The 20,701-nt window shown below is 71.2% G+C and carries 18 protein-coding genes; 7 read left to right on the top strand and 11 right to left on the bottom strand.

Annotated elements, in window-relative coordinates; translation table 11 throughout:
- Positions 1–32: 32 nt before the first annotated feature.
- The gene (uvrA, locus tag ABLM29_RS00515; RefSeq protein WP_349711383.1) at positions 33–3,011 is read right to left on the bottom strand and encodes an excinuclease ABC subunit UvrA; all 2,979 of its coding nucleotides are present in this window, start codon (positions 3,009–3,011) and stop codon (positions 33–35) included.
- 104 nt (positions 3,012–3,115) lie between these two features.
- On the opposite strand from uvrA, the gene ABLM29_RS00510 reads away from it, so the two are divergent.
- Positions 3,116–3,793, top strand: a complete 678-nt coding sequence (locus ABLM29_RS00510; protein WP_349711380.1) for an MBL fold metallo-hydrolase — start codon at positions 3,116–3,118, stop codon at positions 3,791–3,793.
- 37 nt (positions 3,794–3,830) lie between these two features.
- On the opposite strand, the gene ABLM29_RS00505 is transcribed toward ABLM29_RS00510, so the two are convergent.
- Positions 3,831–4,418, bottom strand: a complete 588-nt coding sequence (locus tag ABLM29_RS00505; protein ID WP_349711378.1) for an RNA polymerase sigma factor — start codon at positions 4,416–4,418, stop codon at positions 3,831–3,833.
- A gap of 55 nt (positions 4,419–4,473) precedes the next feature.
- Here ABLM29_RS00505 and ABLM29_RS00500 point away from each other — a divergent pair, with 55 nt between their 5' ends.
- Together ABLM29_RS00500 and ABLM29_RS00495 are read left to right on the top strand one after the other, a co-directional pair.
- On the top strand, positions 4,474–5,292 hold the full coding sequence (locus ABLM29_RS00500; protein ID WP_349711375.1) for a hypothetical protein: 819 nt from the start codon (positions 4,474–4,476) through the stop codon (positions 5,290–5,292).
- A 354-nt stretch (positions 5,293–5,646) separates the two neighbouring features.
- Positions 5,647–6,099, top strand: a complete 453-nt coding sequence (locus ABLM29_RS00495) for a hypothetical protein (RefSeq protein ID WP_349711373.1) — start codon at positions 5,647–5,649, stop codon at positions 6,097–6,099.
- Positions 6,100–6,209: 110 nt separating this feature from the next.
- Here ABLM29_RS00495 and ABLM29_RS00490 read toward each other — a convergent pair whose 3' ends face one another.
- The 3 genes from ABLM29_RS00490 to ABLM29_RS00480 form a co-directional block, all read right to left on the bottom strand.
- Positions 6,210–7,289, bottom strand: coding sequence for a 2Fe-2S iron-sulfur cluster-binding protein (locus tag ABLM29_RS00490; protein WP_349711371.1), 1,080 nt, complete (start codon positions 7,287–7,289; stop codon positions 6,210–6,212).
- Positions 7,290–7,357: 68 nt separating this feature from the next.
- A complete protein-coding gene (locus tag ABLM29_RS00485) occupies positions 7,358–7,660 on the bottom strand; it encodes a hypothetical protein (RefSeq protein WP_349711369.1) in 303 nt (100 codons plus the stop codon).
- A complete protein-coding gene (locus ABLM29_RS00480) occupies positions 7,660–8,805 on the bottom strand; it encodes a 3-ketosteroid-9-alpha-monooxygenase, oxygenase component (RefSeq protein WP_349711366.1) in 1,146 nt (381 codons plus the stop codon). The genes ABLM29_RS00485 and ABLM29_RS00480 overlap by 1 nt, the downstream gene beginning before the upstream one ends.
- Before the next feature lie 60 nt (positions 8,806–8,865).
- Here ABLM29_RS00480 and ABLM29_RS00475 point away from each other — a divergent pair, with 60 nt between their 5' ends.
- Together ABLM29_RS00475 and ABLM29_RS00470 are read left to right on the top strand one after the other, a co-directional pair.
- A complete protein-coding gene (locus ABLM29_RS00475; RefSeq protein WP_349711363.1) occupies positions 8,866–10,053 on the top strand; it encodes an acyl-CoA dehydrogenase family protein in 1,188 nt (395 codons plus the stop codon).
- Between the two features lie 7 nt (positions 10,054–10,060).
- Positions 10,061–11,143, top strand: a complete 1,083-nt coding sequence (locus ABLM29_RS00470) for an acyl-CoA dehydrogenase family protein (protein ID WP_349711361.1) — start codon at positions 10,061–10,063, stop codon at positions 11,141–11,143.
- A 65-nt stretch (positions 11,144–11,208) separates the two neighbouring features.
- Here ABLM29_RS00470 and ABLM29_RS00465 read toward each other — a convergent pair whose 3' ends face one another.
- Genes ABLM29_RS00465 through ABLM29_RS00455 form a run of 3 tightly spaced genes read right to left on the bottom strand, consistent with a single transcriptional unit; the run spans position 11,209 to position 15,442 of the window.
- Positions 11,209–12,678, bottom strand: a complete 1,470-nt coding sequence (locus ABLM29_RS00465) for an LVIVD repeat-containing protein (protein WP_349711358.1) — start codon at positions 12,676–12,678, stop codon at positions 11,209–11,211.
- A 14-nt stretch (positions 12,679–12,692) separates the two neighbouring features.
- Positions 12,693–13,799, bottom strand: a complete 1,107-nt coding sequence (locus tag ABLM29_RS00460; protein ID WP_349711355.1) for an NAD(P)H-dependent flavin oxidoreductase — start codon at positions 13,797–13,799, stop codon at positions 12,693–12,695.
- On the bottom strand, positions 13,799–15,442 hold the full coding sequence (locus ABLM29_RS00455) for an acyl-CoA synthetase (RefSeq protein ID WP_349711353.1): 1,644 nt from the start codon (positions 15,440–15,442) through the stop codon (positions 13,799–13,801). The genes ABLM29_RS00460 and ABLM29_RS00455 overlap by 1 nt, the downstream gene beginning before the upstream one ends.
- Before the next feature lie 46 nt (positions 15,443–15,488).
- Between ABLM29_RS00455 and ABLM29_RS00450 the strand changes: the two genes are divergently transcribed.
- Entirely contained in the window at positions 15,489–16,301 is an 813-nt protein-coding gene (locus ABLM29_RS00450; RefSeq protein WP_349711350.1) for a crotonase/enoyl-CoA hydratase family protein, read from the top strand.
- A gap of 119 nt (positions 16,302–16,420) precedes the next feature.
- On the opposite strand, the gene fadD8 is transcribed toward ABLM29_RS00450, so the two are convergent.
- The 3 genes from fadD8 to ABLM29_RS00435 form a co-directional block, all read right to left on the bottom strand.
- A complete protein-coding gene (gene fadD8, locus ABLM29_RS00445) occupies positions 16,421–18,028 on the bottom strand; it encodes a fatty-acid--CoA ligase FadD8 (RefSeq protein WP_349711348.1) in 1,608 nt (535 codons plus the stop codon).
- A 67-nt stretch (positions 18,029–18,095) separates the two neighbouring features.
- Positions 18,096–18,485: a hypothetical protein gene (locus ABLM29_RS00440; protein ID WP_349711345.1), complete on the bottom strand. Its 390-nt coding sequence runs from the start codon at positions 18,483–18,485 to the stop codon at positions 18,096–18,098.
- A 107-nt stretch (positions 18,486–18,592) separates the two neighbouring features.
- Complete coding sequence (locus ABLM29_RS00435; RefSeq protein WP_349711342.1) at positions 18,593–19,636, bottom strand: LLM class F420-dependent oxidoreductase; 1,044 nt, start codon at positions 19,634–19,636, stop codon at positions 18,593–18,595.
- Between the two features lie 87 nt (positions 19,637–19,723).
- Between ABLM29_RS00435 and ABLM29_RS00430 the strand changes: the two genes are divergently transcribed.
- Positions 19,724–20,695 carry a Zn-ribbon domain-containing OB-fold protein gene (locus ABLM29_RS00430; RefSeq protein WP_349711339.1) on the top strand — a complete coding sequence of 324 codons (972 nt, stop codon included), beginning with the start codon at positions 19,724–19,726 and terminating at the stop codon, positions 20,693–20,695.
- Positions 20,696–20,701 lie beyond the last annotated feature (6 nt).

The following is a 20,701-nucleotide window of genomic DNA, read 5'->3' as shown; positions in this document are numbered from 1 at the left end:
ACCTGAGGGGCCACTGAGATTCCGGGCCGCGGTCACGACGCCGCCGACTTCCGGGGCGTGCGGGCCGGGGCCTTCTTCGCCGCCTTCTTCGCCGTCCTCGTGGCGGGCGCCGCCGCCGGGGCGGCCCGCCTCGCCTTGGACTGCTCCGCGTGCCGGCCCTCCAGCAGCGGCACCAGGAACTGGCCGGTGAAGCTCTCCGGGACGGAGGCGACGAGCTCGGGGGTGCCCTCGGCGACCACCGTGCCGCCGCGCGAGCCGCCCTGCGGCCCCATGTCGACGATCCAGTCCGCGGTCTTGATCACGTCCAGGTTGTGCTCGATGACCAGCACGCTGTTGCCCTTGTCGACCAGGCTCGACAGGACGCCCAGCAGCTTGCGGATGTCCTCGAAGTGCAGGCCGGTGGTCGGCTCGTCGAGGACGTAGACCGTCCGCCCGGTCGACCGCTTCTGCAGCTCGGCGGCGAGCTTCACCCGCTGCGCCTCACCGCCCGAGAGCGTGGTCGCGGGCTGGCCCAGCCGTACGTACCCGAGGCCGACCTCGCAGAGGGTCTTCATGTGCCGCGCGATCGCCGGGACGGCCGCGAAGAAGTCCGCGGCCTCCTCGATCGGCATGTCGAGGACCTCGGCGATGGTCTTCCCCTTGTAGTGCACCTCGAGGGTCTCCCGGTTGTACCGGGCGCCGTGGCAGACCTCGCACGGCACGTAGACGTCGGGGAGGAAGTTCATCTCGATCTTGATCGTGCCGTCGCCGGCGCAGGCCTCGCACCGCCCGCCCTTGACGTTGAACGAGAACCGGCCCTGCTGGTAGCCGCGCATCTTGGCCTCCGGGGTGGAAGCGAAGAGCTTGCGGACGTGGTCGAAGACGCCCGTGTACGTCGCCGGGTTGGACCGCGGGGTCCGACCGATCGGCGACTGGTCGACGTGGATCACCTTGTCGACGTGCTCGAGCCCGGTGATCTTCTGGTGCCGGCCCGGGATGGTGCGCGAGTTGTAGAGCTGCTTGGCCAGCGAGGTGTAGAGGATGTCGTTGACCAGCGTCGACTTGCCCGAGCCGGAGACGCCGGTGACCGCGACGAACATGCCGAGCGGGAACGACACGTCGATGTTCTGGAGGTTGTGCTCGCGGGCACCGTGCACCTTGAGCTCACGGCCGATGGTGCGCGGGCGCCGGATGGCGGGGACGGCGATCTCGCGACGCCCCGAGAGGTACTGGCCCGTCATCGAGTCCGGGTGCTCCAACAGGTCCTTGACCGTGCCGGAGTGCACCACCTGGCCGCCGTGCTCGCCGGCACCGGGGCCGATGTCGACGATCCAGTCCGCCACCCGGATGGTGTCCTCGTCGTGCTCCACCACGATGAGGGTGTTGCCCAGGTCCTTGAGCCGCACCAGCGTCTCGATCAGCTTCTGGTTGTCGCGCTGGTGCAGGCCGATCGAGGGCTCGTCCAGGACGTACAGCACGCCGACCAGGCCGGCGCCGATCTGCGTCGCCAGCCGGATCCGCTGCGCCTCACCACCGGACAGCGAGCCGGACGGGCGGTCGAGCGTGAGGTAGTCCAAGCCGACGTCGAGCAGGAAGTTGAGCCGTTCCTGGATCTCCTTGAGGACGCGCTCGCCGATCTGGCGCTCGCGGTGGGAGAGGTCCAGGTTCGCCAGATAGTCGGCCGCCTCGTTGATCGGCAGCGCGCAGACCTCGGCGATGTTCTTGCCACCCCCGGAACGGGCGCCGAGCGTCACCGACATCGACACCGGCTTGAGCCGGCTGCCCGCGCAGACGGGACACGGCACCTCGCGCATGAAGCCCTCGAACCGCTCCCGGCTGGTGTCGCTGTCCGCCTCGCGGTGGCGCCGCTCGACGTAGCGGCGCACGCCCTCGAACTCGGCGTAGTAGGACCGCTCGCGGCCGTAGCGGTTCCGCGTGACCACGTGGACCTTCGTCGCGTGGCCGTCGAGGATCGACCTGCGCGCCTTCGCCGGCAGGTCCTGCCAGGGGGTGTCGACGTCGAAGCCGAGCTCCTCCCCGAGAGCGATCAGCAGCTTCCCGAAGTAGTCCGCCACGTGGGCGTGGCTCCACGGCTGGAGCGCGCCCTCGGCGAGCGTCGCGGTCTCGTCCGGGACGACCAGCTCGGGGTCCACCTCCATCCGGGTCCCGAGACCGGTGCAGGCGGGGCAGGCGCCGAACGGAGAGTTGAACGAGAAGGACCGGGGCTCGAGCTCGTCGGTGTCGATCGCGTGCTCGTTGGGGCAGGCCATCTTCTCGCTGAAGCGCAGCTCGCGCCCCTCGGCGCCCTCGGGCAGGTCGACGAAGTCGAACAGCACCAGGCCGCCGGCGAGCCCCAGCGCGGTCTCGACCGAGTCGGTGAGGCGGCGCTTGGCCGACTCCTTGACGGCGAGGCGGTCGACGACCACCTCGATCGTGTGCTTGAGCTTCTTGTCCAGCGTCGGCGGGTCGTCCAGCGTGTGGGTCTCCCCGTCGACCCGGGCCCGCGAGAAGCCCTGCGCCTGGAGCTGGCGGAAGAGGTCGACGTACTCGCCCTTGCGGCCGCGGACCACCGGCGCGAGGACCTGGAAGCGCCGGCCCTCCTCGAGCGCCAGCACCCGGTCGACGATCTGCTGCGGCGTCTGCCGCTCGATCGGCGCACCGCAGGTCGGGCAGTGGGCGCGCCCGGCGCGCGCGTAGAGCAGCCGCAGGTAGTCGTAGACCTCGGTGATGGTGCCCACCGTCGACCGCGGGTTCTTGCTGGTCGACTTCTGGTCGATCGACACCGCCGGGGACAGGCCCTCGATGAAGTCGACGTCGGGCTTGTCCATCTGACCCAGGAACTGCCGGGCGTACGCCGACAACGACTCCACGTAGCGCCGCTGGCCCTCGGCGAAGATGGTGTCGAACGCGAGGCTCGACTTGCCGGAGCCGGAGAGACCGGTGAAGACGATCAGGGAGTCGCGGGGAAGGTCGATGGAGACGTCCTTCAGGTTGTGCTCGCGCGCGCCACGGACGATCAGCTGGTCTGCCACACGCTCAAGCCTACGGAGGAGGTCCGACATCGCCGTTTCCAGGCATGTTTCGGGCACGGAACGGACGGCTGGAAACGACGCGTCGATCCGGCAGACTGGCCGGCATGACCTACACCGGTGATGTGACCGTCGGCGGCCCGGCCGCCGTCCGCGAGCTGCCCTCGTTGACCGTGACCAAGGTCGCCGTGGACGAGAAGATGGCGAACAACGCCTACCTGCTGACCTGCGTCTGCACCGGCGACCAGGTGCTGATCGACGCCGCCGACTCCCCCGAGGTGCTGCTGCCGCTGCTCGGCGACGTGGGCCTCGACGCGGTCGTCACCACCCACCAGCACTGGGACCACCACCGCGCGCTGCCCGCGGTCGTCGAGGCGACCGGTGCGCCCGTCGTCGCCGGGGAGCCCGACGCCGACGCCATCGCCGAGCAGACCGGCGTGCCGGTGGCCCGCCGCGTGTCCGACGGCGACACCGTCACGGTCGGCGACTGCTCGCTCGAGGTGATCCGGATCACCGGCCACACGCCCGGGTCTATCGTGCTCGCGTACGACGACACCGACTCCGGCGGCACCTGGCACCTGTGGACCGGCGACTCTCTGTTCCCGGGCGGCGTCGGGGCCACGTTCGGCGACGCCGAGGCGTTCGCGTCCCTCATCGACGACGTCGAGGAGAAGATCTTCGGGCGGTTCGACGACTCCACCTGGTTCTACCCCGGCCACGGCGGCGACTCGACCCTCGGGGCCGAGCGACCGCACCTCGCCGAGTGGCGGGAGCGCGGCTGGTAGGCGGACCCACCAGCCGCGGCGGCCCCGTCGGCGCAGGTCAGAGCAGGTCGGAGTCGCCGATCAGCTTGCGCAGCCGGCCCAGGCCGCGGTGGCGTGCCACCCGCACCGCCGTCGCCGACATGTTCAGCGCGATGGAGGTCGCGTGCACGTCGAGTCCGACCACGTCGATGCAGGCGATCACCTCGGCCTCACGGGGGCTGAGCTTCGCCAGCAGGCGGCGGGTGGTGTCGTCGGCCTCCGCGGCGGCGTGCGGCGGCAGGTCGCGGGCGAGCTCGTCGGCGCCCACGTCGTCGGCGGGGAAGGTCTGCCGCCTCAGTGCCCGACGGCGGTGGTTGACGGCGATGTTGCGGGCGATCGAGAGCAGCCAGCCACCGAAGTCGTTGTCGGATCCGCGGAACTCGCCGATCTTCGTCGCTGCCACCGTCCAGGCCTCCGCGGCGATGTCGTCGGCAGCGGCGGCCGCGTCACCCGAGGGCTGGGACGCGAGCCACACCACCAGCCGCCGGGCATGCAGAAGGTAGAGGCCGCGCCATGCGTCCTCGTCGCCCTCCCGTGCGCCGGCGACCAGGTCGCCGTCGGCTCCTGGCGCCATTGATCCGGTGCCCTCCCGTCGCTTGGCGCGCACCCTACAAGTCGAGCCGGTGCGTAACGATGGGTGGGGGATATGACATGTTGTGGGTATGAGCCGGAACCACCGACGCCCCACGCGTGACGAGGTCCGCCGCGCGCTGGCCGCGGACGTGACCGGCACGCCTCCGCCGGACGACCTCGTCCAGCGACTCGCCGCCCTCGCGGCGGCCACCCCCGCACCGCAGCCGGCCGCGCCCTGGTGGCGCCGCGGTGCGGCCGCGATGGTGTTCGGTGGCGCACTCGTGGTCGGCGGCGGCGTGTCCTACGCCACCGGCGCCGTCGAGGCCCCCTGGCGGCCCACTCCCGTGGAGACGCCGGTGACCCCGCCCCCGATCAGCCCGGACCGCTCCGCCGCGGCGACCCCCACGCCCACCGAGCCGACGGAGGCTCCCGCGACGGAGTCGGTGCGCGTCGACGAGCCGTCCTCGCCGGCGGCGCAGCCCGCGACGGAGTCCACTCCGGCCGCGACCGGGTCCGAGGACGCGACCGGCCCGGGCAAGGCGAACGGCAAGGACAAGAAGAAGGACAAGGACGAGAAGAAGAAGTCCAAGTCCGAGGCCGAGGACAAGGACGAGCCGACGGCGGAGGACGCCGCCACTCCCCCCGGGCAGGCCAAGAAGGAGCTCGACGCCGACACCACCGACGGCTGGAAGTGGTCCGAACGCTGGTCCGACAAGTGGTCCGACAAGTGGTCCGACCGCTGGTCCGACCGTCGGGCCGACTGGCGCGAGGCCCGCGACCGCAACGGCTGGGGCTCGGACAACGGTCGGCGCTCGGGCGAGGGTCGCAGCGACGACCAGCAGACCGAGCGCGACCGGCGCTGGGACGACAGCGACGGCAGCGCCGGGAACGGCTCCGACAACCGCTGAGATTTCTCTCATCGGATGTGTAACGCCCCACACCGGGCGCGACATATACCCAGTGACAGAGCATCCGGGTCCTACCCCCCTGGTCCCCGGAACATGTCCCCCCGAAAAGAGCTTGTCGTCGCCCCCACTTCGACAGGCCACACAACACCCTGGCGCCCGGTCCCCGGGGCGCCAGGGTGTTGCGGGTTTTGGGGCCGCGCACCGGATCGGAGGCACCGGTTCTCGCGCGCCTCTCAAGTGCGCCGGCGAGCCAGCCGATGGTGTAACGACAGGTCGTCCTCGGGACATCTTCCAGGAGACAGCACGGCGGGCCACCTCGGGAGCCCGCACCGTCAACACTGTTTGGAGTCATTCATGAAGCACATCCGTACCGCAGCCGCGACGTTCGCCGCGGCCCTCGCCTTCGGCACGCTCACGGTGGCGGGCCCGGCGATCGCGGACGAGCAGCCCAGCGAGCCGTGCGCGGGGAAGCAGGCGCGCTACGACAAGGCCGTGGACAAGCTGGAGCAGCTGACCGAGCGCTTCGAGGCGAAGCACGAGAAGGTCAAGAAGGAGCGCAAGGAGCTCCGTGACTCCGACGCGACCCGCGGCAAGAGCGAGGAGCGCAAGGAGCTGCGCAAGGCCAAGAAGATGAAGGCCAAGGTGGCGAAGGCCAAGAAGTTCCAGCTGAAGCGCGTGGAGAAGGCCGAGGAGCGCCTCGACAAGTGCCTCGGCATCGAGGACCCCACGACTGAGGACCCCACCACCGAGGACCCCACCACCGAGGACCCGGAGGACGAGACCACCGGGGACGAGACCACGCCGTGATCTCACCGGTGTCCCGCGCCGCGGGTCACCTGCCCTGAACGAACGCAACGACGGCCGCTCCCCTGCCGGGGAGCGGCCGTCGTCGTACGTCCGGGGCCCGCGGGCCCGCGTCAGCTGTAGCTGACCTTCACCGTGTCGGTGAGCGGGTGGGACTGGCACCCGAGCCGGATGCCGTCCTCCAGGTCCTCCTCGTCGAGCACGTCGTTGTGGGCCATCCGCATGTCTCCCTGGAGCAGCCGGATGGCGCAGGCCGAGCACTCGCCCTCGCGGCACGAGAACGGCGCCTTGACGCCCTTCGCCTCGAGGAAGTCGAGCATGGTCTGCTTCGGGTCCCAGTCGTCGAAGGTGTGGGTCTCACCGTCCAGCTCGACCTCGAGCTTGACCGGACCCGCGAGCATCGGCTCGGCGCCCTCCTCGGACTCGGCCGCCTCGATCTCCTCCTCGGCCTGCCGGAGCTCGGCCACGTCGCCGAAGGGGTTGCCGCCCAGCGAGACGAACTTCTCCTGGTGCCGGCGCTCGCGGGGAAACTCCAGCTCCTTGAGCACGCCGGTGACCATCTTCATGAACGGCGCGGGACCGCAGACGAACGCGTCGGCCGCCGGGTGCTGGGCCGCGACGGCGCGCATCTGCTCCGCCGTGGGCAGGCCCTGCACCGACTCGAGCCAGTGGACGACCTGCAGCCGGTCCGGGTGCTCGCGGGCGAGGCGGGACAGCTCGTCGGCGAAGATCACCGACGCCTCGTCCCGGTTGGCGTAGAGGACAGTGATCCGGCCCGCACCGTGGGCAAGCGCGGTGCGCACGATGGACATGATCGGCGTCACCCCGGAGCCGCCGGCGAAGAGCAGCAGCTCGCGGTCCAGGTCCGCCGGGGAGAAGATCCCCGACGGCGGCAGCACGCGCAGGCTGCCGCCGACCTCGACGTGGTCGCACAGCCAGTTGGAGGCGTAGCCCTCGGCGGTGCGCTTCACCGTCACCGTCAGCGGCCCGCCGTCGTGGGGGCTGCTGGAGAGCGAGTAGCACCGCGCCGCGACGCCGGTGAGGTCGCTGGGCACCGCCACGGTGAGGAACTGTCCCGGACGGTAGGCGAACTTCTCCTCGGCACCGGGCGGCACCGCGAGGCTGATCGATCGTGCGTCCGCGGTCTCGTCGACGACGTCGACCACGTCGAGCACGAAGGACTCGATGTCCAACTCGTGTTCTCCCTGCTGCGATTCGGTGGGCCCCGGGCGCCTCAGGCGGCCCGGGCGGCCGGGTGGCCTCAGTAGCCGTCGTAGGCGCCGACGGGCACGAGCCCGTCCCGGACGGCGGCGTCGATGCTAGCCAGCATCCGGGGGCACGCCCGGAAGCGGTCCCGGCCACCGGTACCACCGGTCCGGTGGGCCAGGTCGGGGCAGGAGGCGACGGCGTCGGCGCTCCACTGGATCGACGTGTGGTGCTCGCTGTTCTTCTTCACGCCGACGACCGCCGTGCAGTCGAGGCAGGCGACCTCGACCAGCCGCGCCTCGGTGTAGAGCCGCCGGTCCTCGAGCGTCTCCTCGCTGGTCGGGACGAAGGAGGCCATCAGTGGGCCGCCGGAACCCCGGAGGCCGCGTCCTGCTCGGCCTTCCTGGCCAGGTTGTCCGCGACCTCGGCCTGCCAGTACTCGTTGGCCTTGGTGGTGTCGACCTCGAACTCGAACCGGTCGGTCATCTCGGGATCGATGTCGGCGGCGTCGACGTAGAACTGCTCGTACCAGCGGCGCAGCTGGTAGACGGGGCCGTCCTCCTCGCACAGCAGCGGGTTCTGGACCGGCACCTTGTTCTTCCAGATGTGGACGTCCTGGAGGAACCCGCCGCCGAACATGTCGGCGTACTTCTTGGCGATGAAGTTCGCGGTCTTGTCGTCCATCCCCTCGGGCTTCTTGACCGTGATGCCGTAGTGGAGGGTGAACGAGTCGGGCCCGGTCGGGACGTGGCAGTTGATCAGCACCACCTCGGTGCGGAACCCCTTGTAGTCGGTGTCGAGCCAGTTGATCATGTACGACGGTCCGTAGTAGCGCGCCTCGGACTTGAGGAAGAGCTCGGCGTCGCCGTAGCCGTCCTGCTTGTCGGGTCGGCCCTTGGACTCCATGAACTGCGTCGCCGTCGTGCCCTCGAAGACGTTGCGGAAGCTGGTCGGGAACGCGAAGTGCACGTAGTAGAAGTGCGCCATGTCGACCACGTTGTCGATGAGCTCACGGCAGTGGGAGCCGAGGATCTCCTCGGTGTTCCACACCCAGTCCGTGTACTCCCCCTCGGCGAGCCCGGGCAGCTGGGGCGGCAGGATGTCGTGGTCCGCCTTCGCCCCCTCGGTGTCGTGCCAGATGAGCAGCTGGTCGTTGACGATCGCGGTCTCGTACCGCTCGGTGCGCGCGCGCAGCGGCACCCGCCGGGCGTACGGGATCTCCTTGCACCGACCGTCGCCGGCCCACCGCCAGTCGTGGAACGGGCAGGCGATGTGGTCGCCCTTGACCTCGCCCTGCGTGAGGTCGCCGCCCATGTGGCGGCAGTAGCCGTCGAGCACGTTGAGCCGGCCCTGGGAGTCGGCCCAGACGACGAGCTTGGTGCCGAAGGCCTGCACGGCGTGCGGCTTCCCGTCGGCGTAGGCCGACGCGAGCCCGAGGCAGTGCCATCCACGCGCGAACCGCTCGGGCGCGGTCCCCTGGTCCAACATCCGGGTGCTGCTCATGTAGAACACGTTATAGTTTTGGGTCGACGGAGACAAGCGGAAGCGCAGGAGATCACACGCATGCACCTCGCCCTGGAACCACACCAGATCGCCCTGCGGGAGGAGCTCCGCGAGTACTTCGCCGCGCTGGTGACGCCGGAGATCCGGGCGGGGCTCGCCTCCGCGACCGGCGAGTTCGGCGAGGCGGGCGTCTACAAGGACGTCATCCGCCGGATCGGCGCCGACGGCTGGCTCGGGATCGGCTGGCCGAAGGAGTACGGCGGCCAGGCGCGCTCGATGGTCGAGCAGCTGATCTTCACCGACGCCGCCGCCATCGCCGGCGTGCCCATCCCCTACCTGACGCTCAACACGGTCGGTCCGACGATCATGCGCTTCGGCACCGACGAGCAGAAGAAGTACTTCCTGCCCAAGATCCTCGCCGGCGACCTGCACTTCTCGATCGGCTACTCCGAGCCCGGGTCCGGCACCGACCTCGCATCGCTGCGCACCAAGGCGACGCTCGAGGGCGACGAGTGGCTGATCAACGGCCAGAAGATGTGGACCTCGCTGATCCAGTACGCCGACTGGATCTGGCTGGCGTGCCGCACCGAGCCCGACGCCCCGCGCCACAAGGGGCTGTCGATGATCCTCGTGCCCGCCGAGGCCGACGGCGTCTCCTACACGCCGGTGCGCACGGTGGCCGGCGTGCACACCTCGGCCACCTACTACTCCGACGTCCGGGTGCCCGCGGACAACCTCGTCGGCGAGCGCGGCGGGGGCTGGGCGCTGATGACCAACCAGCTCAACCACGAACGGGTCGCGCTCACCTCGGCGGCCCCGCTGCAGCACTCCCTGCGCCTGGTCCGCGACTGGGCGGCCGAGACCCGCAACCCCGACGGCTCGCGGGTCATCGACACGGAGTGGGTCCAGGTCGCGCTCGGACGCGCGCACGCCCGCATCGAGGCGCTCACCCTGGTGAACTGGAAGCTGGCCGCCGACGCGGACCACGGCGTCCCGCTCTCCCCCGCCGAGGCCTCGGCCACCAAGATCTACGGCTCCGAGCTGGCCACCGAGGTCTACCGGTCGCTGATGGAGGTCGTCGGGCCCAACGCGGGCATCACCGGCGACTCCCCCGGCGCCGTGCTGGCCGGCCGCCTCGAGCGCTACTTCCGGTCCTCGCTGGTGATGACGTTCGGTGGCGGCACCAACGAGATCCAGCGCGACATCATCGGCTACGTCGGCCTCGGCCTGCCCGCCGCCAAGCGATAGGACGGACATGGACTTCCTCTTCACCCCCGAGCAGGACGAGGCCGCCGACCTGGCCGCGTCGATCCTCGCCGACCGCACCGCGCCGGACCGCCTCGCCGCCGTCGAGGCGGACGGGGACCGGTTCGACGCCGCACTGTGGAACGACCTCGCCGCCACCGGCCTGCTCGCCCTCCACCTCCCCGAGGAGCACGACGGCGCCGGGCTGGGGCTGATCGAGCTGGCCCGGGTCCTGGTGGAGATCGGGCGCCGGGTGGCTCCGGTCCCGCTCGCGGTGCACGGCCCCACGACGTACCTCCTGGCGGAGGTCGGCGACGCGGACCTCCAGGCGGCCTGGCTGCCGCGAGCGGTCGCGGGTGACGCCGTGCTGACGGCCGCCGTCGCCGAGGGCCGGGCGCACCTCCCGCAGGAGCCCACCGTCACCGCGACCGCCGACGGCGCACTCACCGGGACCAAGACCCTGGTCCGGGCCGGCATGCGAGCCGACGCCTTCATGGTGACGGCGACCGGCCCGGACGGGGTCGCCGTCTACCTCGTCGACGCGGCGACCACCGGCGTGGACCGGGCCGCACAGCACACCAGCGACGGCGACGTCACCGCCCTGGTCACGCTCGCCGGGGCGCACGGCACCCGGATCGGGGACGCCGGGACCGCCGGACGGCTCCACGAGCTGCTCGTCACGTGCGCGGCCGCCGAGCAGCTCGGGGTCACCGAGGGCGGCCTCCACCTCACCGCCGCCTACGCGAAGACCCGCGAGCAGTTCGGGCGCCCCATCGGCACCTTCCAGGCCGTGTCGCAGCGGCTGGCCGACGGCTTCATCGACGTGCTGGGCCAGCGGCTCACCCTGTGGCAGGCGGTCTGGCGGCTGAGCGAGGGGCTGCCCGCCGCGGAGCAGGCGGCGACCGCGAAGCTGTGGGCCGCCGACGCGGGCCACCGGATCGCGCACACCACGGTCCACGTCCACGGCGGGGTCGGGATCGACATGGACGGCGAGGCGCACCGTTACTTCACCGCCGGGAAGCGCTTCGAGATGCTCTTCGGCGGTGCCACCGAGCAGGCGCTGGCGATCGGCCGGAGCCTGGCCGCGACCTGAACGTCGCGCTCAGCCGGTGGTGGTTGAGGTGCGAGCGAAGCGAGCCTCGAAACCACCCGCCGCCGTCACCGCAGCAGGCGCCCGACGCCGTTCGTCAGCCGCACGGCCCAGAAGCCGCTGGTCCCGTCGGTGTACCAGATCGAGCGGTGCCGGCGGTCCCACGCCGGTCGCGACACGGCGTTGGCACCGTCCGGCCCGGGCCGGTTGAAGTACGCGACCTCGCGCGGGTGCGCCACGTCCCGGATGTCGAAGACCCGTAGACCGCTGCCGATCATCGAGCAGGCGGCGAGCCGCGGCGCACGACGCTGCGGCACCGAGCAGTAGTGCACCGAGTAGCCGCCGATCGGCAGGTCGTTGCCGGGGTCGGCGAGCACCGCCTTGGTCCGCTGCGAGCGTTGGTGCACCTGGAGCCGGATGTCGGAGACCACCTGCGGCGCCGTCGGATCGGTGACGTCGATGATCCGGGCCGCGCCGACCGGCCCGCCGGAGAGGTCGACCGAGAACCCGTCGCCGAACCAGTCGGTGAACTCGTCGACCTCCAGGACGTAGCTGCGTCCACCGCGCCGGAACGGCTCGGCGACCTGCGGGATGGAGACGCTCGGCCAGTCGGTCACGGAGAGCAGCTCGATCTCCGGGTCGTCGACCCGGTCCTGCACCTCCGAGACGTCGTAGACCCGGAGCCCGGGGTCATCGAGCACGCTGGTGGTCGAGGGCGACCCCATGTCGGCGACGTACATGGTGCGGCCGTCGCCCGAGAAGCGGATGCCGTGGGCGACGACGCCGGCCTCGACCAGCAGCGTCTCCGGGTCCCGCGGCCGGGAGAGGTCGACGGCCGTCATGGTGAAGCCCGCCGCGCCGGCGGACCAGAAGGTGCGGCCGTCGGGGCTGAACCCGCTCTCGTGGCCGAGCACGCCGTTCAGCGTCGAGGAGAGCAGCCGCGGGTGACGGCAGTTGCGCCGCACGTCGTACACGTCGAGGACACCGGGCGCGGTGGCGACCGTGCCCATCACCGCGACGAGCAGGCCGCGCCGCTCGTTCAGCAGCAGGGACTCGTGCGGGCTCAGCATCGCCGGGGAGACCAGGTTGTCGGTCTTCCGCGGCCGGCCGGGCCTGTTCATGTCCAGCACGACCACGCCGAGCCCCGTGCCGTTGCGCAGGTTCTGCTCGACGTCGGTGCCCAGGATGCGGGTGGAGTCGTAGTACGCACAGGTGTTGCCGCGCGAGTCCGTGTAGCGCAGCGTCTTGAACCCGCCGGTGCGCCCGTGCCGGCCGACCTGCCGCGCGTTGCAGGTGTAGCCGCGCCGGTAGCGCCCGGACGCGAAGTCCGCCGTGGGCACGCGACCCTGCAGGCGGGTGGTCTCCGGACGGGAACCGGGCCCGCAGGTGGCGGCGGGCGTGGCCCGCGCCTCCGGGGCCCGCTCCGCCTCCGCCTCCGCCAGCGAGAGCGACCCGGCGACCAGCACTCCGGCGAGCGCGATCGCCGCGCCGACGCGGAGGCCGCGCGGGTCGGCGACCACGTTCAGCAGACGCCCCATCGTCCGCCTCGCCCTCAGAACCCGGCGATCCCGTTCAGGTTCTTGACCGTCGCCTCGAACTCGGCGATCAGGTCCGCCATCACCTCGGCGACGGGCCGGACCTCGTTCATCCGGCCGACGATCTGACCGATCGGCATCGAGATCACGTCCGGGTCGCCCGAGGCGTTGATCCGGTTGTGCGCGTCGGCGACGAGGAGGTTCTGCAGCGGCATCGGCAGCGGGCTCGGTGCGCCCTCCTCCTCCCACGCCTGGGTCCACCTGGTCTTGAGCAGCCGCGCCGGCTTGCCGGTGTAGATCCGGGTGCGCACGGTGTCGGACGAGGAGGCGCGCAGGAAGGCGGTCTCCCACCCCTTGTTGGAGGAGAGCGTGCGGTACTCCTCCGTGCCGAGCCAGATCGATCCGGTCCACACGCCGTGTGCGCCGAGGGCGAGGGAGGCCGCGATCTGCCGGCCCGAGCCGATGCCGCCCGCCCCGAGCACCGGCACGTCCGGCCCGACGGCGTCGACGATGTCGGGGGTGAGCACCATGCTGGCGATCTCGCCGGTGTGGCCGCCCGCCTCGTACCCCTGGGCGACGATGATGTCGACGCCGTTGGCCACATGGCTCTGGGCGTGGCTGGGAGCACCCGCCAGCGCGGCGACCTTGAGGCCGGCGGCGTGGCACTCCTCGATCACGTCGTTGGGCGGCGTGCCGAGCGCGTTGGCGATCAGCACCGGGCGGTGCTGCAGTGCGACGTCCACGTGCGAGCGCGCCATCGAGTGGAGCCAGCCGAGCACGCCCTCCCGGCCCTCGCCCTCGGGCAGCGGCGGGACGCCGAGCTTGAGCAGCGTCTCGTCGACGAACCTCCGGTGCTCCTCGGGGATGTACGACGACAGGTCGGTCGAGGTGCCCTCGGTGGGGACCTTCATCGGCATGACCACGTCGACGCCGTACGGCTTGCCGTCGGTGTTCTCGTCCATCCAGGTCAGCGTGCGGTCCAGCTCGTCGGTGTCGTTGAACCGGACGCAGCCGAGGACGCCGAGCCCGCCGGCGCGCGACACCGCGGCGGCGACCTGCTCGGAGGGCGTGAAGGCGAAGATGGGGTAGTCGATGCCGAAGGCATCGCACAACGGGGTACGCATCAGGCGGGAGCTCCTGTGGTCTCGGACGGTTCGGTCTGGGCGGCGAGGGCCATCTCCTTGGCCTTCGGGTACTGGGCCTTCCCGGTCGCGTTGCGCGGGATCTCCTCGACGAGGGTCAGCGACCGCGGCAGCTTGTACCCGGAGAGGTGGGCGCGCAGGAAGGACCGCAGCTCCTCGAGCTCGATCGTCTCCCCCTCGCGCGGCTGGACGACGGCGGCGACCGCCTGGCCGTACCGCTCGTCGGGGATGCCGACGACCAGCACGTCGTAGACCCCCGGGTGGGCCTTGATGGCCATCTCGACCTCCTCGGGGTAGACCTTCTCCCCGCCGGTGTTGACGCAGTTCGACCCGCGGCCCAGCAGCGTCAGCCTGTTGCCCTCCTCGATCCGGGCGAAGTCGCCGGGGATCGAGTAGCGGACGCCGTCGATCTCGACGAACGTCTTGGCCGACTTCTCCGGGTCCTTGTAGTAGCCGACGGGGACGTAGCCGGCCTTCGCGGTACGGCCGATCCTGCCGACGTCCGCGACCGGGTCGAGCACCTGGTCGTCGTCGCCGAGCACCACGGTGCCGTGCGAGATGGAGACCACGGGGCCGTCGGTGGACAGCGCGCTCGCGTCCTGCAGGCCCGTGCCCTGGAAGCCGGTCTCGGAGGAGCCGACGGAGTCGGTGAAGACCGCGTTCGGGAAGGCCTTCATCCAGCGCTCCTTCACGGCCTTGGAGAAGACCGCGGCGCTGGAGGCGATGGCGAAGAGGGTCTGTCCGTCGAACCCACCCTCCTCGTAGGCCTCGATCAGGGGCCGGGCCATGGCGTCCCCGGTCATGAAGAGCATCTGGACCTTCTCGCGGTCCACGATCTCCCACGTCCTCACCGGGTCGAACTTCGGCTCGAGGATCGTGTTCTGGCCGGCGAAGAGGTGCATCAGCAGGCTCGCCTGGGCGCCACCGTGCATCAGCGGGCTGAGCGGGAGGGTGACCAGTCCCTCGTCGGCCGCGGAGGCGGACTGGTCGTACTCCTCCTTGAGCTCTCCGGTCATGAAGTCGACGCCGCCGCCGAGCACCCGCCAGAAGTCCTCGTGGCGCCACATCACGCCCTTCGGGAAACCGGTGGTGCCACCGGTGTAGATGATGTGGATGTCGTCGGGGCTGCGCGGGCCGAAGTCACGCTCGGCGCTCTGCCCGGCGACCGCGTCGGCGAGCATCACGCCGCCGAAGGGCGTGATGTCGCTGGCGTCGTCGGGCTCCATCGGGTCCGGCAGCACCACGAACGTGTGCAGCAGCTCGTGCTTCGGAGCGACCTCGGCCACCAGGTCGGCGTACACGCGGTCGAGCACGAGGCCCTTGAGGTCGGCGTTGCCGAAGATGTAGTCGAGCTCGCCGGCGACGTAGCGGTAGTTCACGTTGATCGAGACCGCGCGCAGCTTGAGGACCGCCAGCAGCGCGACGACGTGCTCGACGCTGTTCTTGGCGTAGAGGCCGACGTGGTCGCCCTTGCCGATGCCGCGGGAGGCCAGGAAGTGCGCGAGACGGTTGGACTCCGCCTCGAGCTCGGCGAAGGAGACCTTCCGGTCCCCCACCTGGACCGCGGGCTTGTCGGGCACGGCGTCGACGGCGTGTTCGAAGAGATCGGCGATGTTCAGGGCCACACCGCGACAGTAGAACACGTTTCACTTTTTCGCTAGCGTTGTTCGTATGACCAGCGCAGAGACCGCCATCAGGACCACTCCCGACTGCCTCGTCGAGCAGGACGGGCACGTCCTGATCGTCACCATGAACCGCCCCGAGCGCCGCAACGCGCTGTCCGCCGAGATGCTGCGGATCATGGAGGAGGCCTGGGACCGCGTGAACTCCGACCCGGAGATCCGGGTGTGCATCCTCACCGGCGCCGGCGGCTACTTCTGCGCGGGCCTGGACCTCAAGAAGGCGGACGAGCGTCCTCCGTCCGAGGCCTTCGAGTCCGGCACCTACGACCCGACGGTGATCAAGGGCCTGCTCAAGGGGTTCCGGCTCACCAAGCCCCTGATCGCCGCGGTCGAAGGGCCCGCGATCGCCGGTGGCACCGAGATCCTGCAGGGCACCGACATCCGGGTGGCCGGGGAGTCGGCGAAGTTCGGCGTCGCCGAGGCCCGCTGGAGCCTGTACCCGATGGGCGGGTCCGCGGTCCGCCTGCCCCGGCAGATCCCCTACACCGTCGCCGCCGAGCTGCTGCTGACCGGGCGGACGCTGAAGGCCCCGGAGGCCAAGGAGCTCGGGCTGATCGGGCACGTCGTCCCCGACGGGGAGGCCCTCACGAAGGCACGCGAGCTCGCGGAGATGGTCGCCGCGAACGGCCCGCTCGCGGTGCAGGCGATCCTCAAGACGATGCGCGACTCCGAGGGCAAGCACGAGGAGGAGTGCTGGGCCGACGACGCGACGGTCGGCGCCGCCGTCTTCTCCTCCGACGACGCCAAGGAGGGTCCGCGCGCGTTCCTGGAGAAGCGCGCGCCGGTCTTCAAGGGCCGCTGAGCCACCGGTGGTTGAGGTGCGAGCGAAGCGAGCCTCGAAACCACCCGACGCCCGGGTGCCTTGGTTTCGAGGCTCGGCGCCGGGGCGCCTCGCACCTCAACCGGCGGCGGTGGCGGCGCTCAGCCGACGCTGCGCCCGCCGGTCCAGTACGCCGCCCGCAGCGCCTTCTTGTCCGGCTTGCCGAGCGCGGTCAGCGGGAGGGCGTCGGCGATCTCGATCCGCTTCGGCACCTGCACCGACCCCTTGCGCTCCTTCACCGCCTGCTTGATCTCGGCGGTCATCGCCTCGATCGCGACCGGATCCCTCGCCGCGTCGGCGCGCAGCACCACCACGGCGGTGACCAGCTCGCCGAACTTCTCGTCGGGGGTGCCGATGACGCCGACCTGGGCGACGGCGGGGTGCTCGGCGACGACGTCCTCGACCTCGCGCGGGAACACGTTGAACCCACCGGTGACGATCATGTCCTTGGTGCGGTCGACGATGTGCCAGAAGCCGTCCTCGTCCTCCCGCGCGACGTCGCCCGTGTGCAGCCAGCCGTCGCGGAACGTCTCGGCGGTCTGCTCGGGCAGCTGCCAGTAGCCGCCGGCCAGCAGCGGGCCGGCGACGCAGATCTCCCCCGGCTCCCCCTGCTCGACCGGCTCGCCCTCGGCGTCGAGCAGCGCGGTCCGCACGAAGGCCGCCGGCCGGCCGCAGGAGGTCAGGCGGGACTCGATCGGCCGGCCCGTCGCGTCGACGTGGTCGCCCTTCGGAAAGTAGGCGATGGCCATCGGCGCCTCGGACTGCCCGTAGTACTGGGCGAAGATCGGGCCGAAGCGGGCGATCGCCTCCTTGAGGCGGACCGGGTTGATGGCCGAGGCGCCGTAGTAGACCGTCTCCAGCGAGGACAGGTCGCGGGAGTGGGAGTCGGGGTGGTCCATGAGGGCGTAGAGCATCGTCGGGACCACCATCAGCGAGGTGATCCGCTGCTCCTCGATGGTGCGCAGCACCTCGGCCGGGTCGAAGCGGGACGCGACGAACAGGGTCCCGCCCTTGATCACGACCGGCACGAAGAACGCCGCCCCCGCGTGCGAGAGCGGGGTGCACATCAGGAAGCGGGGCGCCTCCGGCCACTCCCACTCGGCCAGCTGGATCTGGGCCATCGTGTTCATCGCCCGGGCCGTGCCGACCACCCCCTTGGGCTTGCCGGTGGTGCCGCCCGTGTAGGTGATCGACACGACGTGCTCCGGCGGCAGCAGCCGGGCCTCGAGGGGCTGCGGGTCGAACCCGGCCGCGGCGGCGACCAGGTCGACGCCGACCTCTGCGAGCGCCTCGGGGACCGGCCCGATGGTCAGCACCTGCTTGAGCCCCGGGCACTTCTCCAGGAGCTCGACGGCCCGGTCCGTGAAGTACGGGTCGACGATGAGCGCGGTGATCCCGGCGTCGTTGATCACGTAGGCGTGGTCGTCGGCGCTGCCGAGCGGGTGCAGCGACGTGCGCTGGAAGCCCTGGGTCTGGCCGGCCCCGAGGATGAACAGGACCTCGGGCCGGTTCGGCGCGAGCAACGCGCTCGCGCTCCCGGTGCCGGCGCCGAGGGACTCGAAGGCCTGCACGTACTGGCTGATCCGCGCGGCCATCTCGCGGCCGGTCAGCGTGACGTCCCCCAGGTGGATCACCGGACGGTCGCGGTGGCGCTTGAGCGCCGCGACCATCAGGTGACCGTTGTGCGTGCCGGTGTAGAGCGAGTCCATGCCCCGCAGATTAGAACGTGTTCTAGTGCGCAGCAAGGCTCAGCGCGACACCACGTCGCGGGACCGCTCACCCCGCGCGACGTGACTCGGCCGGCACGGAGAGCGGGCGCACGCCGCCGAGACGCTTGCGGTAGCGCACGTGGGCCCCGTACGACGCCAGCGACTGCCACAGCGCCTGGTGCGCGGTCCACGGCAGCGGCTCGTCGCCGGTGCGCCACCGCTCGCCGAAGCCGATCCACACCGGCACCCAGGTCGCGGCGCACGCCCACGCGCCGCCGTGCTGCTCCACCAGCCGACGCCGGATCTGGAACGCCTGGCGCGGCCCGTCGATGCTGATCGGGGCGGTCGCGACCGGCCACACCCGCAGGTCCAGCTCCATCAGCGCCAGCTCGAGGTCGGGCAGCACAGCCGGGTCCACCAGCACGGTGGCCACGTTCTCGTGCGGGGCCCGCCTCATGTCGGCACGCTACCCCGCGCCCCGCGGCAGCACGAGGGGCCGATGCGCACGTCACCCAGACGTAACGACACCGACCCCCGCAGGCGCCGCGGACGGGCGCCGGTCTCCTAGGCCAGGACCTCCGCCACCTGGCGGACCTCGTCGGCACTGCGGCACGAGAGCAGCAGCGTGGTCACGCCCGTCTCCTCCCACTGCGCCACGCGCTCGCGGACCTCACCCGCGGTGCCGACGATGTGCATGTCGTCGACGAGCTCGTCGGGGATCATCGCCGTCGCCTTCTCCTTCTCGCCGTCGAGGTAGAGCTGCTGGACGTCGTCGGCCAGGTCGCCGTACCCCATCCGCTCGAAGACGTTCTTGTGGAAGTTCTGCTCCTTGGCGCCCATGCCACCCATGTAGAGCGACACCACCGGCTTCAGCGCGTCGATCACCACCTGCTTGGTCGCCGCGTCCGGCACCACCTGGAGGTGGCAGGTGGCGGCGATCTCGAAGTCGTCGCGCGTCCGCCGGGCACCCTCGCGGGCGAAGCCCTCGTCGAGCCACGGCTGGTACATCCCCGCGCTCCTCGGCGTGTAGAAGATCGGGATCCACCCGTCGGCGATCTCGGCGGTCTGCGCGACGTTCTTCGGCCCCTCGGCACCCAGCCAGATCGGGATGTCGGCGCGGAGCGGGTGCACGATCGGCTTGAGCGGCTTCCCCAGTCCGACGGCGCCGGGGCCGGCGTAGGGCAACGGGTAGTGCGGGCCGTCGTTGGTCACCGGGGCCTCGCGGGCCAGCACCTGGCGGATGATCGAGACCACCTCACGGGTGCGCGCCAGCGGGCGGGAGAACGGCTGGCCGTACCAGCCCTCGACGACCTGAGGGCCGCTGACGCCCATGCCGAGGATCATCCGGCCGCCCGACAGGTGGTCGAGGGTGAGCGCGTGCATCGCGATCGAGGTGGGCGTGCGTCCCGACATCTGGACGATCGAGGTGCCCAGGCGGAGGCGAGAGGTCTCGCGCCCCCACCAGGCCAGCGGCGTGAACGCGTCACTCCCCCAGGCCTCGGCGGTGAACACCGCGTCCCACCCGGCGTCCTCGGCGGCGGCGACGACGTCCGCGACGCCCGTCGGCGGCTGAGCGCCCCAGTAGCCGAGCTGCAGTCCGAGCTTCATCTGATCCCCTTCGATCGCGTGGCTGGCCCGTCGCACAGTAGTGGCGAATGCTTGTCGCCAATAGTAGAACGTGTTTCACTTTCGGCCATGAGCCGCACTCTCTCGGCACCGGTCACGGTGTCCTTCGACTACACCCGGTCGGTCGGGCCGGTGATCGGCCGCTTCCTCGCCGGCCTCCGGGACGGCACCTTCGTGGGTGCCCGGACGAGCGACGGCCGCGTCGTGATCCCGCCGCCGGAGTTCGACCCGGCGACGCACGCCGCCACCACCGACTTCGTGACGCTCGCTCCGACCGGGACGGTCACGTCGTGGACCTGGGTGAGCGAGCCCGTCGCCGGCCAGCCGTTCGACCGGCCCTTCGCGTTCGCCCTGGTCACGCTCGACGGAGCCACCGCCCCGATGCTGCACGCGGTCGACGTGGCCTCGCCGGAGGAGATGAGCACCGGGATGCGCGTGAGCGCCCGCTGGGCCGCCGAGCGGACCGGTGCGGTCACCGACTTCGTCTTCGAGCCCGAGGTCCCGACCGGCACCTCGCAGGTGGTCGAGCCCGCCGAGACGCCCACCGAGCCGGTCACCGAGCCGGTCACCGGCATCGTCACGCCGACCAGTCTCGACTACACCTACGCCGCCTCGCCCGAGGAGTCGGCATTCTTCCGCGGGCTCGCCGAGGGCCGCATCCTCGGCCAGCGCTGCCCCGCCTGCCGCAAGGTCTACGTGCCGCCGCGGCCCGCCTGCCCGACCGACGGCGTGCCGACCGAGGAGGAGGTCGAGCTCTCCGACACCGGCACGGTGACCACGTTCTGCATCGTCAACGTCCCGTTCCTGGGTCAGAAGATCAAGCCGCCGTACGTGTCGGCCTACGTCCTGCTCGACGGCGCCGACATCGCGATCCAGCACCTGATCCTCGAGATCCCCGTCGAGGAGATCCGGATGGGCCTGCGGGTCAGGGCCGTCTGGAAGCCGCGCGAGGAGTGGGGCACCACGATCGAGAACATCAGCCACTTCGCGCCGACCGGGGAGCCGGACGCGGAGTACGCCACCTACCAGCACCACCTCTGAGAGGCG

It is taken from the genome of Nocardioides sp. YIM 152588, from assembly GCF_040191335.1.
Lineage (GTDB): Bacteria > Actinomycetota > Actinomycetes > Propionibacteriales > Nocardioidaceae > Nocardioides.
This window is presented reverse-complemented; position numbering and strand designations above follow the sequence as displayed.

What these genes read in the sequence shown, in the direction of transcription:
- ABLM29_RS00510 (WP_349711380.1), top strand. Translation starts at nt 3,116, where the DNA reads ATGACCTACACCGGTGATGTGACCGTCGGCGGCCCGGCCGCCGTCCGC.
- ABLM29_RS00500 (WP_349711375.1), top strand. Translation starts at nt 4,474, where the DNA reads ATGAGCCGGAACCACCGACGCCCCACGCGTGACGAGGTCCGCCGCGCG.
- ABLM29_RS00495 (WP_349711373.1), top strand. Translation starts at nt 5,647, where the DNA reads ATGAAGCACATCCGTACCGCAGCCGCGACGTTCGCCGCGGCCCTCGCC.
- ABLM29_RS00485 (WP_349711369.1), bottom strand. Translation starts at nt 7,660, where the DNA reads ATGGCCTCCTTCGTCCCGACCAGCGAGGAGACGCTCGAGGACCGGCGG.
- ABLM29_RS00480 (WP_349711366.1), bottom strand. Translation starts at nt 8,805, where the DNA reads ATGAGCAGCACCCGGATGTTGGACCAGGGGACCGCGCCCGAGCGGTTC.
- ABLM29_RS00475 (WP_349711363.1), top strand. Translation starts at nt 8,866, where the DNA reads ATGCACCTCGCCCTGGAACCACACCAGATCGCCCTGCGGGAGGAGCTC.
- ABLM29_RS00470 (WP_349711361.1), top strand. Translation starts at nt 10,061, where the DNA reads ATGGACTTCCTCTTCACCCCCGAGCAGGACGAGGCCGCCGACCTGGCC.
- ABLM29_RS00465 (WP_349711358.1), bottom strand. Translation starts at nt 12,678, where the DNA reads ATGGGGCGTCTGCTGAACGTGGTCGCCGACCCGCGCGGCCTCCGCGTC.
- ABLM29_RS00460 (WP_349711355.1), bottom strand. Translation starts at nt 13,799, where the DNA reads ATGCGTACCCCGTTGTGCGATGCCTTCGGCATCGACTACCCCATCTTC.
- ABLM29_RS00450 (WP_349711350.1), top strand. Translation starts at nt 15,489, where the DNA reads ATGACCAGCGCAGAGACCGCCATCAGGACCACTCCCGACTGCCTCGTC.
- fadD8 (WP_349711348.1), bottom strand. Translation starts at nt 18,028, where the DNA reads ATGGACTCGCTCTACACCGGCACGCACAACGGTCACCTGATGGTCGCG.
- ABLM29_RS00440 (WP_349711345.1), bottom strand. Translation starts at nt 18,485, where the DNA reads ATGAGGCGGGCCCCGCACGAGAACGTGGCCACCGTGCTGGTGGACCCG.
- ABLM29_RS00435 (WP_349711342.1), bottom strand. Translation starts at nt 19,636, where the DNA reads ATGAAGCTCGGACTGCAGCTCGGCTACTGGGGCGCTCAGCCGCCGACG.
- ABLM29_RS00430 (WP_349711339.1), top strand. Translation starts at nt 19,724, where the DNA reads ATGAGCCGCACTCTCTCGGCACCGGTCACGGTGTCCTTCGACTACACC.